The 16,853-nt window shown below is 47.1% G+C and carries 11 protein-coding genes; 5 read left to right on the top strand and 6 right to left on the bottom strand.

Annotated features, from left to right (window positions below; translation table 11 throughout):
• Nucleotides 1–148: 148 nt before the first annotated feature.
• The gene (locus QUA27_RS16990; protein ID WP_333069225.1) at nucleotides 149–1,210 is read left to right on the top strand and encodes a pentapeptide repeat-containing protein; all 1,062 of its coding nucleotides are present in this window, start codon (nucleotides 149–151) and stop codon (nucleotides 1,208–1,210) included.
• A gap of 165 nt (nucleotides 1,211–1,375) precedes the next feature.
• Here the strand turns inward: QUA27_RS16990 and QUA27_RS16985 are convergent, their stop codons facing one another.
• Nucleotides 1,376–7,066, bottom strand: coding sequence for a PAS domain-containing protein (locus tag QUA27_RS16985; RefSeq protein ID WP_333069223.1), 5,691 nt, complete (start codon nucleotides 7,064–7,066; stop codon nucleotides 1,376–1,378).
• Between the two features lie 536 nt (nucleotides 7,067–7,602).
• On the opposite strand from QUA27_RS16985, the gene speD reads away from it, so the two are divergent.
• Nucleotides 7,603–8,025, top strand: a complete 423-nt coding sequence (speD, locus tag QUA27_RS16980) for an adenosylmethionine decarboxylase (RefSeq protein WP_333069222.1) — start codon at nucleotides 7,603–7,605, stop codon at nucleotides 8,023–8,025.
• Between the two features lie 84 nt (nucleotides 8,026–8,109).
• Here speD and QUA27_RS16975 read toward each other — a convergent pair whose 3' ends face one another.
• Nucleotides 8,110–8,706, bottom strand: a complete 597-nt coding sequence (locus QUA27_RS16975; RefSeq protein ID WP_333069221.1) for a hypothetical protein — start codon at nucleotides 8,704–8,706, stop codon at nucleotides 8,110–8,112.
• Nucleotides 8,707–8,851: 145 nt separating this feature from the next.
• Here QUA27_RS16975 and queF point away from each other — a divergent pair, with 145 nt between their 5' ends.
• Nucleotides 8,852–9,271 carry a preQ(1) synthase gene (gene queF, locus QUA27_RS16970; protein ID WP_190743417.1) on the top strand — a complete coding sequence of 140 codons (420 nt, stop codon included), beginning with the start codon at nucleotides 8,852–8,854 and terminating at the stop codon, nucleotides 9,269–9,271.
• A gap of 483 nt (nucleotides 9,272–9,754) precedes the next feature.
• Here queF and QUA27_RS16965 read toward each other — a convergent pair whose 3' ends face one another.
• The 3 genes from QUA27_RS16965 to QUA27_RS16955 all read right to left on the bottom strand — a co-directional run bounded on the left by QUA27_RS16965 (nucleotide 9,755) and on the right by QUA27_RS16955 (nucleotide 13,441).
• Nucleotides 9,755–11,155 carry a cytochrome c biogenesis protein gene (locus QUA27_RS16965; protein WP_333069220.1) on the bottom strand — a complete coding sequence of 467 codons (1,401 nt, stop codon included), beginning with the start codon at nucleotides 11,153–11,155 and terminating at the stop codon, nucleotides 9,755–9,757.
• A 297-nt stretch (nucleotides 11,156–11,452) separates the two neighbouring features.
• Nucleotides 11,453–12,184, bottom strand: coding sequence for a cytochrome c biogenesis protein CcdA (locus QUA27_RS16960; RefSeq protein WP_445251520.1), 732 nt, complete (start codon nucleotides 12,182–12,184; stop codon nucleotides 11,453–11,455).
• Between the two features lie 540 nt (nucleotides 12,185–12,724).
• Nucleotides 12,725–13,441, bottom strand: a complete 717-nt coding sequence (locus QUA27_RS16955) for a pentapeptide repeat-containing protein (protein ID WP_333069219.1) — start codon at nucleotides 13,439–13,441, stop codon at nucleotides 12,725–12,727.
• A 593-nt stretch (nucleotides 13,442–14,034) separates the two neighbouring features.
• Between QUA27_RS16955 and QUA27_RS16950 the strand changes: the two genes are divergently transcribed.
• Nucleotides 14,035–14,745 carry a tetratricopeptide repeat protein gene (locus QUA27_RS16950; protein ID WP_333069218.1) on the top strand — a complete coding sequence of 237 codons (711 nt, stop codon included), beginning with the start codon at nucleotides 14,035–14,037 and terminating at the stop codon, nucleotides 14,743–14,745.
• Between the two features lie 99 nt (nucleotides 14,746–14,844).
• Here QUA27_RS16950 and QUA27_RS16945 read toward each other — a convergent pair whose 3' ends face one another.
• Nucleotides 14,845–16,182 carry a peptidylprolyl isomerase gene (locus QUA27_RS16945; protein ID WP_333069217.1) on the bottom strand — a complete coding sequence of 446 codons (1,338 nt, stop codon included), beginning with the start codon at nucleotides 16,180–16,182 and terminating at the stop codon, nucleotides 14,845–14,847.
• Nucleotides 16,183–16,301: 119 nt separating this feature from the next.
• On the opposite strand from QUA27_RS16945, the gene QUA27_RS16940 reads away from it, so the two are divergent.
• Complete coding sequence (locus tag QUA27_RS16940; RefSeq protein ID WP_333069216.1) at nucleotides 16,302–16,853, top strand: peroxiredoxin; 552 nt, start codon at nucleotides 16,302–16,304, stop codon at nucleotides 16,851–16,853.

Below are 16,853 nucleotides of genomic sequence, written 5' to 3'. Positions count from 1 at the left end.
GTGAGCAGGGTGATGGTAGGAATCAAGCAGTTTTGACAATTGTTAATGTGGCAGTATTAGTTTAAAAAACTGACTGGCAAACACGATAGTACAAACTTTCACACAACATAGAACATCGAGAAATTAAGGAAACTCACTCAATTTTTTTATGAATTTCACTGAAATTTTAAGTGCCGATGAACTTTTAATTAGACATAGAAACGGGGAACGAGATTTTCGAGGGGCTAACCTCATTGCAGCTCATTTGAGTGAAGCTAATCTCAGTAGAACAAATTTGAGCAGCGCTAATTTGAAAGGTGCTAACTTAATTAGAAGCAAACTGATTGGATCTAATTTAAACGCCGCCGACTTGAGCGGGGCTAATTTGTCTAAGGCGAAATTAATTGAAGCTAACCTCGGGAGTTCTAGTTTAACTGGAACTGTGGCGATCGCCGCAGATTTTAGCGGGGCAAATCTCAGCGGAGCAATATTGTCTCAGGCTGACTTGAGCAAAGCTGTGATGACGGGAGCGAGTTTAGTAGGAGCTTGTTTGCTAAGCGGCTCGAAACTAACTGAGGCTAATTTGAGCGGGGCGACGCTGAGCCGAGCAATTATGAGCGGGGTTGATTTAAGCAGAGCAAATCTGACTAGAGCGATTCTCAGCGAGGTAGATTTGAACGGGGCGAACCTCAGCGGAGCAACTTTAACTCGGGCTTATCTCAATCGCGGAAATCTCAGCGGCGTCAATTTGGTTGGGGCTAGTTTGAGCGAAGTAAGTCTGCGGGAGGCTTCTATTTGCGCTGCTAATTTGAGCGGTGCTGACTTGAGCGGTGCTGACTTACAATCCGCCAATCTAAATGGCTCTAATTTGAGCGGTGCCGACTTGCAGGGAGCTAATTTGAGTAAAGCAAATTTGAATGGTTTGATTCTGCACAATGCTGATTTGAGGGCTGCGAATTTGAACAAAGCTTCTTTGCGGGGAGCTAATTTGAGCGGTGCGAATTTGGCAGGTGCTAGCTTGCTGGAAGCGGATTTGCGGGGGGCGAATTTGAGTCACGCCAATTTGTCGGGAGCGGGTTTGCTGCTGAGTTCTCTGACGGGGGCGAATTTGACAGGAACTAATTTGTCGGAGGCTAATTTGATTGGGGCGAGCTTGAATGTTGCTAATTTGAATGAAGCAGCTTTGGGCGGGGCGATTTTGCCAAATGGAGCTACTCACAGCCGGGATTGATGAGTTGATTGAGGGAAAATAGTTTTGAGTTTTAAGTTAAATAATCTTTAATTTAAAACTCAAAAATTTTGACAATAAAGAATTCAGGAGTCAGAATTCAGTTATCGGTTGTGGGGGGCGGGTTTAATAGATTGTCTGCGATCGACAATCTATTAAAATTCGGACTCAGCGATGCAGTCTCAGAGGCAATTTCAGCATGGCTTTGACTAACTCATTCGCTTCGACAGGTTTTGCAACATGATGTTGAAACCCAGCAGCAAGAGCTTGTTTCTGATTAAAGTCTCCAGCATAAGCAGTCAGGGCGATCGCCGGAATTTGCCCGCCCTGCTCTGGTGGTAGAGTTCTAACTTGCCGCACTAGCATATAGCCATCCATCTCTGGCATTCCGATGTCGCACAGGAGGATATCGAAGGGTGTGGTTGAGAGCAGTTGCAGCGCCTCGATCGCAGACCCAACGGCAGTCACTTTAGCTCCGGCTTGTTCCGCTACAAACGCCACAAACTCCCGTGAATCGCGTTCATCATCCACAACCAACACGCGCAGATTTGCCAGATGAAGCTCGTCAGATCGAGCTTCAGCCCCAGCGGCAACTTCTTCAACCGGATTCGCGGTATGCAAGAGGGGAAGTTCAACGGTGAAGGTAGTTCCCTGTCCTTCACCCCTACTCTCAACCCAAATTCTGCCGCCATGCAGTTCCACAATTTGACGCGCGATCGCCAGCCCCAATCCTAAACCCCCAAATTTACGAGTTATGGCTCCATCCTCTTGCCGAAAATGCTCAAACACATAAGGCAGAAACTCAGGATTGATGCCTTTTCCTGTATCGGTGACAAGAATCTGGGCATAACTTCCAGTTTGGGTTAACCTAACGGTAATTTGCCCGTCTTGAGGGGTGAATTTCACGGCATTCGATAAAAGATTCCAGATTACTTGCTGCAAACGCCCGGAATCGCCCCTTACCATTCCCAGGGAAGGTGAAAAGGTTGTTTGAATTTGCAGTGACTTGGCTTCGGCGGCTAGTCGAACGGTTTCCAAGGCGGCTGAGATCACCATATTCAAGTCAACGGACATCGCATTCAAACTCAGTTTGCCACTCATAATGCGGGAGATGTCGAGCAGGTCATCAATCAGTTGTAACTGGAGTTGGGCGTTGCGTTCGATCGAGGCAAGAGCGCTAGCCGTTTTTGCAGCAGCGAGTTTGTTTTGCTGCAACAGCTTCGACCAGCCGAGAATCGGGTTGAGGGGCGATCGCAACTCATGGGACAACACTGCCAAAAACTCATCTTTGATGCGGTTGGCGGTTTCGGCGGCTTCTCGTGCGGTTTGCTCCTGCGCCAGCAGTTGTTCCCGTTGAGTTTCAGCTTGTTTTTGCTTCGTGATATCTCGTGAAATTGCAACGAGTTGGGTCACCTGCCCATAAGTATTTCGCAGTGGCGTGATTACGCAATCCCACCATTTCAGCGAGCCCTTTCGGGTGGGAACAAAGCCTTGAAACTGACCTGTATTACCAGCTTTGGCATTTGTGAGCGCCGTCAAGGCATTTTCATAATGTTCGCCTTGCCAGAGATCGAGCCAACTGGTGTTCAGAATGAGTGTCGGATCGTCGAGTTCCAAAAGGCACAACCCGCCTGTATTGATATAAACGATTTCGCTATCTAGCGTTAAAACTTTAATGCAGTCATTGCTGCTATCTAGAATGCGTTGCTTTAGCTCTTCACTTTCTCGCAGGGCTTCTACGGTTTGTTTGCGATCGGTGATGTCTGCCAGTGCCCCAGGGAAAGCAATCGGGCTGCCATCAGCAGCATATTCAACCTGACCGCGTGCAGCCAGCCATCGCTCCTCGCCCGCCGCCGTATAAACGCGGTACTCAGTGGCATATTCTTCGCCAGTTTCGATCGCCTGGTTAATGGCTGCAACCACCCGTGGGCGGTCTTCTTCGTGCATCGCCTGCACAAATTGTTCGATCGGTAAGCCGATCGCTGCCACCGCTGGGTCAACGCCAAACAGGTGAGCAAAGGCTGCATTCACGATTATGAGATTCTCAGGAATCTTCCACTGCCAGGTGTAGATGGCTCCTGCTGCTAAAGCGGACTCCAATTGCACATGGGTTTCCCGTAGGTGAGCTTCAGCTTGTTTGCGTTCGGTGATGTCTCGCGTGACGCCTGCCACCGCTTCTACCGCGCCATTCACATCAAAAAGCGGGACGAAAATGTATTCATAGGCGCGCCTGCCAAATGCGATCGTGTACGGCGTTTCGTCCTTGAGCGGTTGGCGCGTCTCGATGACTTGCTGGATCTGATTTTGAAGTCGGGTAGCTAAATCTGTTGGATAATCTAGGTCAAAAAAGTTTTTTCCCAGAGCTTGGGCCGAAGTTTTCTCCAAGAGGTTGAGGAATGCCGGACTGATGTAAGTGAACCGCCCCGACAAATCGAAGGTGTATATAAAATCCGGTACCGAAGCTACGAGCGCGTCGAACTTTCGCAGTTGCCGTTCGAGTTCGGCAGACGTTTGGCGCAGTGCTGTTTCCGCTTGAATTCGATCGGTGACATTCTTAAAATAAACGGTGATTCCATGTGCGGCAGGGTAGGTGCGGACTTCGTACCAACGATCGTGGTCGGGATAAAACGCCGTCAGTGACCCAGGCAGGCGATCGCGCATTGCGATCCTATAGATCGGCTCCAACTCGTTGCCAATCAGTCCTGGGTATTCTTCCCATACATTCTTGCCTATCAAATCACCCGGAATGCGATCGAGCAGTTTTTCGGCGAATTGATTGACGTAGGTGAACCGCCAAGTCTCATCCAGGGCAAAGAATGCTTCAGCAATGCTCTCTAGAATATTCCGGCTTTGCTCCTCGGTTTCACGCAAGGCTGCTTCCGCCCGTTTGCGCTCGTTTTCGACGCGCACGCGATCGGTGATGTCAACTGCAGCGCCGTAAATCACTTGTTCTTCTGGGTACGGCTGGGCATTCCAGAGGAACCAGCGGTAGGACCCATCTTTGTGCCGGTAACGGTTTTCAAACGTAAAGGTTTCGTTACCTGAGAACAGACTGTCGGCTTCTGCAAGGGAGGTTCCCAGGTCGTCCGGGTGGACAAACTCGGTCCAGGGGCGGGATGTCATTTCGTCTGGTGTCCAGCCGAGGATTCGTTCAAAGGTTGGGCTGACCCAGTGGAAATACCCGTTTATGCCCGCGATCACTTGCAAATCTGAACCGACGGCAAGAAACCGTTCTCGTTCCTGCTCAATTTTTTTGCGCTCGTTGATATCCCGAAAGAAAATAGACAGTCCTGTCGGGGAAGGATAAACGTGAACCTCAACCCACAAATCCAACGGGGCATAATATTCCTCAAAGTCCACTGCCACCTGCTCGCTGGACGCTCTGCGATACTGGAATTCAAACTGATTGCCGATCGTGCCTGGGAAGGCTTCCCACATCGTTTTGCCCAGAATAGCTTCTAAAGGAATTCGCGACACTTCTTGTGCGGCTTCGTTGGCATAGGTAATGCGAAAGTCGAGATCCATTGCCATAAACCCATCGGTCACGCGCCCCAGAAGGGTTCGTTCTCGCACAGTTGCTTCCTGCCGCAGCCGTGCCAGCTTCAAACTTGCTTCTACCCTTGCCAGCAGTTCACGCGCCGAGAACGGTTTAATCAGATAGTCGTCGGCTCCGGCTGCGAGTCCTTCAATGCGGGATTCTTCGCCCGCGCGGGCTGATAAGAGAATGATGGGAATGTCTTGGGTTGCCGGATTAGAACGCAGCGATCGCAACAACTCAAACCCATCCATCCCCGGCATCATCACATCCGTTAATACCAAATCAGGGGGATTTTTCTTTAGAGCGGTCAAAGCCGCAACGCCATCGGCGACAGTTTGAACAACATAAGAACCGCTCAGGAGTCGTCGAATATAATCGCGCATATCAGCGTTATCATCTGCCAATAAGATTTTTGATTGAGCGGCCTGATTGCCTGGTGCAAGATTTAACTTAGTAGGATTATTGTCTAATTCAAAATCTAAAATCGGCAATCTAAAATCGCTTTCTGGCAACCAGCGTTGAGCTTCTTCAACATAGGGCATCGCGCCTAACGCCGTTGATGCTAACGTGCGACTGGCGCCAATGCGCTCCTGTGGCAGATGAGCTGTTCCGGTGGGAATCGTCACCCTAAAGCAACTGCCCTGCCCAAAAGTGCTGCTGACATCGATCGCTCCCCCATGTAGTTTGACGAGTTCTTGCACCAGCGACAGCCCAATGCCGGAGCCTTCAAAACTCCGCCCTTGAGAATTTTTGATTCGATGAAATCGCTCAAATAAATGCGGTAGTTCTTCGGACGGAATACCGACTCCTGTATCTGCAACTAATAACTCAACACAATTTTCGGCCCACTGCAATCGAACACTAATTGTTCCCGCTAAGGTAAACTTAAAAGCATTTGATAATAGATTGAGAACAATTTTTTCCCACATTTCGCGATCGACATAAATCGCTTCGGGCAAGGTTGGACAGTCAACACTCAGCGACATTCCCACCCGTTCAATCAGCGATCGAAATGTGCTGGCCAGTTCCGCCGTATAGGTTGCCAAATCTACAGGTTCATAAGCTGCTTGGACTCGACCTGCTTCGATGCGTGAGAAATCAAGCAAGCTATTGACGAGTTTGAGCAGTCGCATTCCATTGCGCTGCACCAACTGTAATTGTTCGCGTTCTTGAGGTGGAATTGTTCCATTCAAATTCGCGATAGTGTCTTCTAAGGGAGCCAGCATCAAGGTGAGTGGCGTGCGGAATTCGTGCGAAACATTGCTAAAAAACGTGGTTTTAGCACGGTCTAACTCAGCTAATGCTTCGGCACGTTTACGCTCTTCTTCGTAAGCTTGGGCGTTGGCGATCGCTGTTGTCACCTGCCCTGCCATCAAGTCAAAAAAACCTTTGTAATCATCATCAAAGGTTCTCAGCGGACTCACTCCAGCAATCAGGAACCCGAAGGTTTCTCCCGATCGAGCTAGTGGTAGAACTACCGCTTGATGAGGAGATTGGGACCACGCGCCGCCCGGTAAAAGTCCAAATTGCGCCTCCAAATCTTCAATGATTCTGCTTTCGCCCGTCTCGATGACTTGCTTCAATTCCCACTGGCACTTTTGGGCGGATGTAAGCTCGATCGTCTCACAAGAGCCAAGCGTTCCGGCTGCTAACCTTGTTGTACCCGCGAGTCGTGCGATCTCGCTTTCGCCATCGAGTAGATAAAACAGCGCAAACGGGATGTCATAGGCGTTATTGGTCAATACGGTGGCGGAGATCTCGCAAGCTGCTTCTTGCGTCTTGGCAGTAACTGTTTCTGCTGCTAATTCGCGCAACGTTGCCAAGCGGCGATCGCTCAAGACGCGCTGAGTATCTTCGCTACAGGCGCAGAAAACGCCCCCCACTGGGCCATCATCATTCGCCACCGGACTGTAGGAAAAGGTAAAGTAGGTTTCCTCTGTATACCCGTTGCGCTCCATGACCAGAAGCAATTCTTGATTCCACGTCGATTGTCCCTGGTTCAAAACCGCTTCTGCTTGCGGCCCTAGCGTGTCCCAGATTTCAGCCCATACCCGTGAGGCAGGCTGACCTAGTGCTTGCGGATGTCGCTTGCCGAGGACAGGAATGTAAGCATCGTTATAAAACTTTGTCATCTGCTGTCCCCACCAGACGAACATGGGGTAGCGAGAGCCTAAGATGATCCGAATCGCGGTTTTCAAGCTTTGCGACCAGGTTTCAACGGCACCAAGGGCCGAAAGGGACCAATCGTGCGATCGCATCAGCATCGCCATCTCGCTATTGCCTGCAAAAATCTGTTCAACGAGTTGAGACTGCCGGATCATGCGCTTGTCCTTCCATTGGGCCCACACAAACGGGCAACGATCTTCATTATCTAGGCTGACCGGGCGGGTTTAGGTAGGTGAGGCCAAAAACCCAGCGGCGATCGCCGGTTGCGGGTCAACTTCTCCAGCATAGGCTGCCAAAGCGAGCGCGGGAATCTGCCCGCCGGGCGATCGTCTAGGATCTGTCGAATTGTATGCATGAGAGCATAGCCGTCCATCTTTGGCCTTTTGATATCGTATCAATTCCGCCGCAGCCGGAACGATCGAGCTTTGGCTTTTTTAGCCAATGGAAACCAGAGATCGCTTTAATCAAAAAAGGTGGTTTGAGAAGAACAAGGCAGCACTGAAATAATACGAATTCCATCAGTGGCATCTGCCTGCGAGACAGTTTGACCCCACCATACAGCCAGCGCTTGGTGGTGGGTATTTCTCCTTATCTGCATTTTTCTTTGTGAAACATACTTGCAAAATTTTTGACATCGTGCTAACGTTAAAAGGTTTGAGACTTAACATCAATAGAGGTAAAACCCCGCAGAATGAAACAATTGGGAACCCATCTGGTCGCTGATGCTTGGCAGTCTCCTGGAGACTTGCTCAACGATCCTGAACGTATCCGCCGCGCCATACTCGATGCGATCGAAGCCGGAGGAGCTACTCTCATCGATTTGTGCGTCCACCAGTTTAGTCCTCACGGAGTGACAGCTACTGCTACTTTGGCAGAGTCTCATATAGCAATCCATACTTGGCCTGAACACGGTTATTTTGCTGCAGACTTATTTTTCTGCGGAGCCGGCGACCCTCACCGAGCCATGAAGGTGCTACAGACAGCTTTGGAAGCTAAACAGGTAAAACTCACTGAGTTTACGCGCGGTTTCGAGCCAGGGGTGGGCATCGTAGGTTCTGCTTGTGAAGAGCAGTATGCGCCTCGTTCAGTAGAAACGAGTGCCGCCCGACCATGATGGCCAATTAGCGTAACTTTGAATATTTTATGCTAGGTTTTGTTTAAAATCCCACGGCTTGAGCCGTGGGATTCTTGTTGGAATTTACTTTTTCATTAATAAAGGGCGTACCACTAAATAACCTGCGCCGAAGGCTGCAATGACAATCAGAAAAATCGCGATGGCCAACCACAATCCGCTTAAGTCTGAGGTTTTTTTGGGTTGAGATATCACACGGTAAGGAGTTTCCGCCACCTCTGTAAATAATTTTTCTGGAAGTGGCTGCGGCATCGGGGAGCCTTTTGGCTCCGGTTCCGGTAGTGGGAAGGGGAAAGCCACTGTCTGAGGTGGTTGAGGTACCGTAGAGTTAGTCCGCGAGGTTGCAGGTGCTGGGGGCGGAGGTTCAATGCTGAAATTGAATTTGACTGAGGGCATCTGAGGCATCCCTGTCTGGGTGATACTCTGAGCAGAGTTGACTACTTGCTGTAACTGTTGGGATACTTGAACTACTGTTTCTACTTCTCGCCGCAGTTGTTGATTTTGTTGGACTAATTGCTGATTGTGGGTTTTGAGGGAGTCCACCATCGCTTGGGCTGCTTGCAGCTCTGCCGTGACTTCTCGATAGAGGGAAATTGGTACCGATGGAGAGTAACTATTTGAGTTTTCAGGGGAAGTATTGTCAGATAAGGTAGTATTTTGCATAATTGTAGATGGCGAGGGTGAACTTGTTTTAGTTTAGCCTGAGAGTATTTGCAATTAGATCGATCGCAACACAATTCGTCAAGATATTTGTTACAGATATTGAAGGTAAATTTAATTTAATGTTACAAGTTATTAGTCAATCGCTATGAACAACTACGCAGCCGAACAAAGTATGTCGCAAAAGTCAAGCACCGAGGAAATGAAATACGGCGAACGCCAGATATTGGAAGGGGAGTTAATTACTTTCCCGAATCCGCGAGTCGGGCGGCGCTACTCAATTAACATTACTTTGCCGGAGTTTACTTGCAAGTGTCCATTTTCTGGCTATCCAGATTTTGCGACAATTCACGTTACTTACGTGCCAGACGAGCGGGTGGTAGAGTTAAAGGCACTTAAACTGTACGTTAACAGTTATCGCGATCGCTACATTTCTCACGAAGAATCGATAAATCAAATTTTAGACGATTTTGTGGCGGCTTGCGCACCGCTGGAAGCGACGATTAAGGGAGATTTTTCGCCGCGGGGGAACGTCCACACAGTGATTGAGGTGTCGCACCAGAAGTAGGGTAGATATTAAGCTGTTGTGGCATTGAGATTTAATTTTGGGGCGGCGTCCAAGCGCGCCCCACAAGGGTTTTAAGAAATAAAATTGTTAAAATTAGTAAGTAATTGTAGAGTGCGTCAGGGCAGCCCTCTCAATGTAGTCAAAAATTCCCTCAAACGCTTAAACTCTCGTATTTTGTAGGGCGTGTACTGCGCGTCGGTTGAGTTTGTTGCCCACCGGAGAGTACCGATAGACAGGCGTTTCAGCATTTGGATTTTTAAACCAAAGCTCCGTATAGAAATTTTCATTACTGAAATTTGAAAACTCGGAAAGTGAAATAGCGGTTTTCTGCTTTTTCTCCGGTTCACATTAACCACCTCAACAAATTTGGCAAGGCGCACCCTACAAACTCAACTAATCTTTTTGATATTTATCGTTGGTGTAAGGTGCGCAGTGCGCACCCTAGGGTTAGCTTTGACTTGCAACAGAAGTCGGGGCGATTCCCTACGGGATAGCTTCGCTTAACGCACTTTTTTCCTCTGCTGTTTTCGATTCTGCCAACTTGTCCAAAATCTCCACAACTTCTCTTTCAAAACTTACCTGGGCACGATTTGTGCGCCCGCCGATATATAGTTTGCCGTTTTTTTCCAAAGCCCAAATCTGCGAGTGAGACAGATAGCTCATCAGCACGCTGAGCATTAACAACCCGAAGCCAGTATAAACTATTGGAATTCCTGGATCGGCTTTAATTTGCAATCCCGTACTGCCTACAACTTCGTCAATTGTCAGCATCACTCCGTTAACTTCTACCGCCGTCCCTGCGCGAACTGTAGTTAACAATTTGCCATCCGTACCGTACACTAACATCGTTCCTTGCAAGTCTTTTGCTAGCAGAGAAACTCCCGCACTCAAATCAGGTTTTGTGGGAATCCAAGCACCCCAAATTCTGCCTTGACCTTGGGTGTCTAACTGAGCCATTGGCAATTGTAAAACCGGGCTTTTGTTGAGGCGAACTCGCACGGCGGATATTGCCCAATCTGCTTGATAAAAAGTGACTCCCCGGTATCTGAGGGGCTGGTTAACATGAATGGTTTTGCGATCGACCTCTTGGCCTGTTTTGTCCAAAACTGACAGGTCAGAGTAAAATTGGTCGATGCCGCCTTCGGGAGTATAATCTATCCAAAACCGATTAACTCGCAGCGACCAATCCTTCGGTATTTGCGGCCCCGCCCAAGGCCCCGCATCCAAGATATTCTGCACCTGAAATGTTTCGCCGCTGGGAACCATTTCTTGACCTAGAAATCCCGTCATCGCGCCCCACATCGACCCAGCTAAAATAATTAGCATACTGGCGTGAACAATAATCGGGCCGATTTTACCAATTATTCCCTTGCGAGCATAAACTTTTTCGCCTTCTCGAAATATGCGGTAGTTTTTTTGCTGCAAAAGTGGTTCTAACGAACTTAAAGTAACTGTTTCTAATTCAGCACTGAGAGCTAATTTTTCAAACTGCTTTGGTTCTTCATAAAATTTCCAGCGGCGGGCGGCTTTTAATGCGGGAAATTGTCGGGTAAATGTACAAGCTGTTAAGCTGCTGCCGAACAAAATTAGGATTGACAAAAACCACCAAGTCCGGTATACGTGATCTAGTCCTGCAATTAGCACAACTTTCCAAGTTAGAAAGCCGAACAAAGCGGGGTGTTCTGGATAGTTAGATTGGTAAAATGGTACTGATTGACCTTGTTCGATGACAGTGCCAGAAATGCTGAAAAATGCGATCGCCAGCAGCAAGATAATTGCCAGCCGCAAATCTGCTAGCACCGGTAAGAGTTCTCGCTTGAAAAACCTTTGAGGGGCAGTCGCCCAATTTGATAGTTTAGATAGAAATACTTCTTTTGATGTCATTGGTAATTATGAAGAAAGTTCGGCAACGGATTTTGTAACAGATGGAAGGAAGTTCGGCAACGAATCAGTGTACAAGATGTAACGCATGGAAGAAGGGAGAAGGAAGAAAAAGGAGGGAAAAGCAAAATATGAACAAAATATTATTATTTTTTAATCAAGAAAATCAATCAATTTTGAATTCTTTCTCTTTTCTTTCTTTTCTTTGTGTCTTCGCGGTTCGTTAAAAAAAACTTAATTCACGCCTTCAGTAGAGATTGCTATATCTTTAAATAAAGACTGAAGTCCTTACTACTAAACTTAAGCGGGAAGGATGCGGGAAAGCAGAGAGAAAACGCCAAATCCTACCAGCAAAACGCCGCTAACAGGCGTAATCCAACTCGACCACCGACGTAATTCTAACAACTTTTTAATGCTAGCAGTGAAAGTACCTGCTATAATCAGCGGAGCGACGTAGCCAGCAGCATAAAACAACAGCAACACACCACCTAAAACTGTATCTCCCGTTTTGGAAACCCAAGCTAAGAGTGTAGCTAAAACCGGAGTGCTGCAGGGAGATGCTACCAAACCAAAAGTTAAGCCCAATAAGTACGATCGCACGCCCGTCGGTAAATCTTTCGGCACCCACCCCACAGCGTCGAAAGACGGCATTTGTAAGGGTAAAGCTTCGAGTAAATTCAGCCCCATTAGAATAGCAATAATGCTGACAAGAATCGGCAAACCCAGGCCAATTTTGCCGTAAACTTGTCCGGCAAATGATGCTACAATACCTAAACCCGCAAGGGTGGTGGCTAATCCCAGGGAAAACCACGCAGACTGGGCTGCAGCTTGCAGGCGACTTTTTGCTTCGTATCCACCGATGTAGCCGATCGTGATCGGCAACATTGAAAGCATACAGGGCGTTAAGCTGGTTAGCAACCCTGCCAGAAAGATGACTCCGACGCTGACTAAACTGAGGTTTGTCAGTTGAGTATTTACTAAATAATTAGCAAATTGTGCGAGTTCGTAAAGTTGAGTTTGCAAGGTTTCCATCAGTCGATTTTAGATTTTAGATTGACTCCACAACAGTCGATTTTAGATTTTAGATTTTAGATTTTAGATTGACTCCACAACAGTCGATTTTAGATTTTAGAGAGCCTCTAGAGATGAATCTGGAAGCTTAAACGAAATATCTAATATTTTTGCTCTTCACGACTCCTGTGGGGGGCTTGTATCCCTAGGCAGGTGACTTCAAGCTTGGGGCTGTTCTGGCTTTGTTGAAAATTGTAACAGATGCGCGCAGGTTAGGTTTGAAATTTAAGATTTTAGCGATATTTACTGGTTGGGAGTTAAAAGGTCGATCGCACCCTGGTTTAAATTGATATCTTGACAGCACCCTCAACAAGCTCTTGGCCACGGGCGCAGCTTGGGAGTTAAAAAGTCGATCGCACCCTGGTTTAAATTGATATCTTGACAGCATCCTCAACAAGCTGTTGGCAACGGGCGCAGCCTATTGAACCACATAATTCATTGACTGCGAAATCTGCCCGAAAGCCTGTTCTTGAAATTATTCAAACAGACTTTAATTTAACTCTACTTTAAATTAAAACCACTTTCTTCATTAATAGACCCGTCCGGCATTATTGCCCCTGCTAGCACCGCACCCCTGAGATTTGCTCCCGTTAAAAGAGCGCCTTCCAAATTAGCATTGCTCAAATTTGTGACTTGTTTGGAACCTCGGAAAAAGAAGCTGTGCAAGTCAGCACCTGTTAAATTAGTGTCTGCCAAATTAGCATATTGCAAGTCAGCACCGTGCAGCGTCGCATCCCTTAAATTAGCTTGGGTAAGATTGCTTCCCCAAAGCCGAGAATCTAAGACATTAGCATCTTGTAAATTGGCGCGACTCAGATTTGCCAAAGTCAGATTAGCATCCCACAACTTCGTGCCGTTGAAATTAGCTTCGGTCAAATTGGCTCGACTGAGATCCGTGCCTAAAATATCAGCATTTGCTAAATTAGCGCCGGTGAGGTCTGCGTCAGAAAGATCCGCATTCTTTAAGTTAGCACCGGACAAATTAGCGCCGGACAAATTAGCGCCGGACAAATTGGCTTCTTGGAGATTAGCGCCCCGCAAATCTACGGCACTCAAATCGCATTGCTGCCACAGAAAGCTGACGCACCAATTATCTTTTAATAGGTGACTCACATCCTCCGTATTCGCTGCCATAACAGGAGGAGTTAAGTAGAGAGTGAACTGGACGATCGCCAACAATGCAGCAAAGAAAGTTTTCAACCTCATAACTTTTTTCATTGGCACTAATTTGCGCCATAAATTATTGATGTCTACTCAAAGCATAGCAAATAATCTGCAACTTTCCTCAGCAAGATCGCTCAAAAATATTAGTGTAGTGAAATGTTAATCAGGGTAGCAGCAGGTACAAACTTAACTCAGCTTGTCTTAGACGCGCTTTGAGCGACAAACACCCTTGCTTCAGAGATGCCTCGCTGCCAAACTAATATTTTTCCTAAAAACCTGGTATAAAATAACCGGAAGTTCGATCGGGATTTGCCAGTGCAATATCGCTACAAAGTAATACTTGCCGCAGCCAGTTGCGATCGCTCCGCCAGGGGCATATCTGCAAACAATCCTGGTATAAACTCCTCAATATGGGAACCAAGAAACCGCTCCTCTAGCCTACAAGCCTTATATTTAAAGGATTATAGACGCAATTTTTGTTAATTGCGATCGGCATCACTAACTAAGCCCAACTTTCATCACACAACTCAAGCCCCAGCATCACCTAATCTCATCAAACTTATCACGTTCCTGAGACTGCGGATATCACTGTCAATAGCTCAGCTATGGAGGAAAATAAGAGCATACAGTTGAACAGCACTTCTGCCATGCCTACTATCCCCCTTTTCCCAACCCAATTAGTTGTCACAACTATTTTCAATTCGATCGAATCTTTGGGATTCACTAATATTGCTGGCGTATTTTCGGGGGATCAAGCTGAATCCCGACAAGAGGCAAATTTAAAAATTAGTACCAAAAAGTTTTACACTCAAGGTTTAAAAAATCTCGAACAACAAGACTTGCACGGCGCTATTAAAAAGTTTACTGCCACAATTAACATTAATCCGCAATTCGCGTCAGCTTACCACGATCGCGGTGTGGCCCGCTACAAATTAGGCTACAAGCAATCGGCGATCGAAGATTTAACTACAGCTATCGAACTCAATCCTTACCAAGCCAAGTATTACAGCAATAGGGGGTTTATGCTGACTCGTTTAAAAGATTATACTGCGGCGATCGCAGATTACACCTCGGCACTCCTGCTCAACCCTAATGTAGCTCAATCTTATTTTAACCGAGGTGCTATCCACCTGCAAATGGAGAATTCCCTGGCAGCACTAGCTGATTTTGAGTCAGCAATTCGCCTCGATAGCGATTTTGCTAAAGCTTACTTCAACCGAGGAGTAACTAGATATAAACTGAGAGAGGTTCAGGGAGCATTTGAGGATTTCCAAAAGGCTGCCGAGCTTTTTAAGCAGCAGGGGAGAATGGATTCTTATCAAGAGGCAGTTTCTCAAATTACAAAGCTATGGTGTTAGTTGAACTTGGTAATTATCAATTGGCAATTGCCAATTGATAATCAGGTAATGTGTACCGAAGAGCACCCTACACCTCTAATTGCCTCAGTCTTGTGAGAGTTAGCCAATACTCAAGGCGGCGTCTCTGGAAGGCAAGCTATCGGCAACGACAGCAGTAGAAAAGTTAATTGTAAAAGCAGCATTTTGAACTGCTGCGGGGGTGGCATTTTGAACGACAGCCAAAGTAGCTCCTCCAAATTGAATGAGTGTGTTGCTACCTGATTGGGTGAATGAGGTGTTGGATAAACCGCTGGTTAAGCCAATGCGATCGCCCTCGGACGGCCTAAAATCAAGAATTATATCGCTCGACCCATCCAACTCCAGATTTTCACCCGTAACCAGAACAAACGTATCAGTACCGCCACCGCCGGTCAGAGTATCACTGCCAATATCGCCAAGTAAAATATCGTTACCATCGCCCCCGATTAAAACATCGTTTCCTCTGCCGCCTCGCAAAAAGTCATTACCAGCATCGCCATTGAGATTATCGTCGCCGAGATTTCCGTTGATAATATCGTTGCCAACACCGCCGCTAATCGAGTCGTTACCTTTGCCGCCTCGCAAAAAGTCGTCGCCTGCTTCGCCCGTGAGGGTATCGTTGCCTTGGCTGCCATTAATTGCATCATCCGTCGCTGAACCGAGGATGCGATCGTTTGCGCTACCTCCCACTACACCGTTAGGATTTTGCTGAGAGTCTTGGGAAGTGACTTGATAGTTGTTTGGGGTGTTGGCCAATCTGAGGGCCCCTAAAGGCAGATTTACAAAATTGGTACTATTAATTAAATCGTTGAGTACATTAACATCGCTAATGATGCTAGAAACCCGACTGGGGACGATTCCTCCAACGACTTTTGCGGTAGAAATGCGATCGCCCTGCTGCACCGCATTCACCGTTTCAAAACCTCCAATAACGTTGCCAAAAACAGCATAATTTCCATCCAAAAATGGCAAATCATCCAAAGCAAAATAGAACTGCGAAGAAGCCGAATTCAAAGCATTAGAACGAGCCATTGCCACAGCCCCGCGAGTGTGCTGCAACTGCGGCGTCTGGGTTACAACTTGGTTGTAAACAGGTTCCGCGGCTCCTTGCGGCTTAATTTCCAAAGGAATAAAACGCGCTTGATTGGTATCCGGGTCAATAAAACTACCCGTTCCCAATTGACTTGCTGGAATTGTCGTATCTCTGCTGCGCGGATCGCCTCCTTGCACCACAAAAGGCTCTGGCTGGCGCACAACTCGGTGAAACATCACTCCGTCGTAAATGCCTCGTTCAACTAAGTCAACAAAATTTCCTCCAGTAATCGGGGCATTAGTGCCGTCTACTTCGATCACAACGGGTTGACCGTTAATTACCTGGACTACTATAGCTTTGCCTGTTAACGGGAGTGCAGCGCTCATGGGTAAATTGCTATTTGAGTGAGTGATATTGGGGTTTTAGAAGCAATCCACGAATTGCCCCTACCCATTTAATCAGAAAACTGTAAACTTGTCTTAAGTACAGTTCTACTTCTAAATTTATGATTTCTCGCCGCAAGTTTTTTACCACTTTATTGGCAATTTGTCTAGTTTTTCTAAGTTTCAATTTTGCCACACCTGCATTTGCCCTCGGCGGCAAGCTTCCGACGGTAAATCAACCAGCGCCGGAGTTTTCTTTGCCAACAAACAGCGGCGACGGACAAGTCTCCCTCTCTGATTATCGCGGCAAGTGGCTGGTAGTCTATTTCTATCCGAAAGACTTTACATCTGGTTGTACGATCGAAGCACGTCGATTTCAGGAAGACTTGCCGAAATACTTGGCAAAGAATACTCAAATTATCGGCATTAGCGCTGATGATGTCAACTCTCACGCGGAATTTTGCGATTCCGAAGGTTTGAAGTTTCCGCTGTTAGCTGATACCGACGGTAAAGTGAGTAAAGCTTACGGTTCTTGGATGAGTTTTATCTCGGCGCGGCACAGTTTTATTATTGACCATAAAGGCATTTTGCGGGAAACTTTTGTGAAGATTAATCCGGCGATTCACTCAAAAGAAGTGTTGGCTCGTTTGGGAGAATTGCAGGCTAACGGGTAA

This window comes from Microcoleus harperi Pol14_C6 (assembly GCF_036701295.1).
Lineage (GTDB): Bacteria > Cyanobacteriota > Cyanobacteriia > Cyanobacteriales > Microcoleaceae > Microcoleus.
Note: the sequence above shows the minus strand (reverse complement) of the source record. Positions and strands in the feature narration are given on the sequence as shown.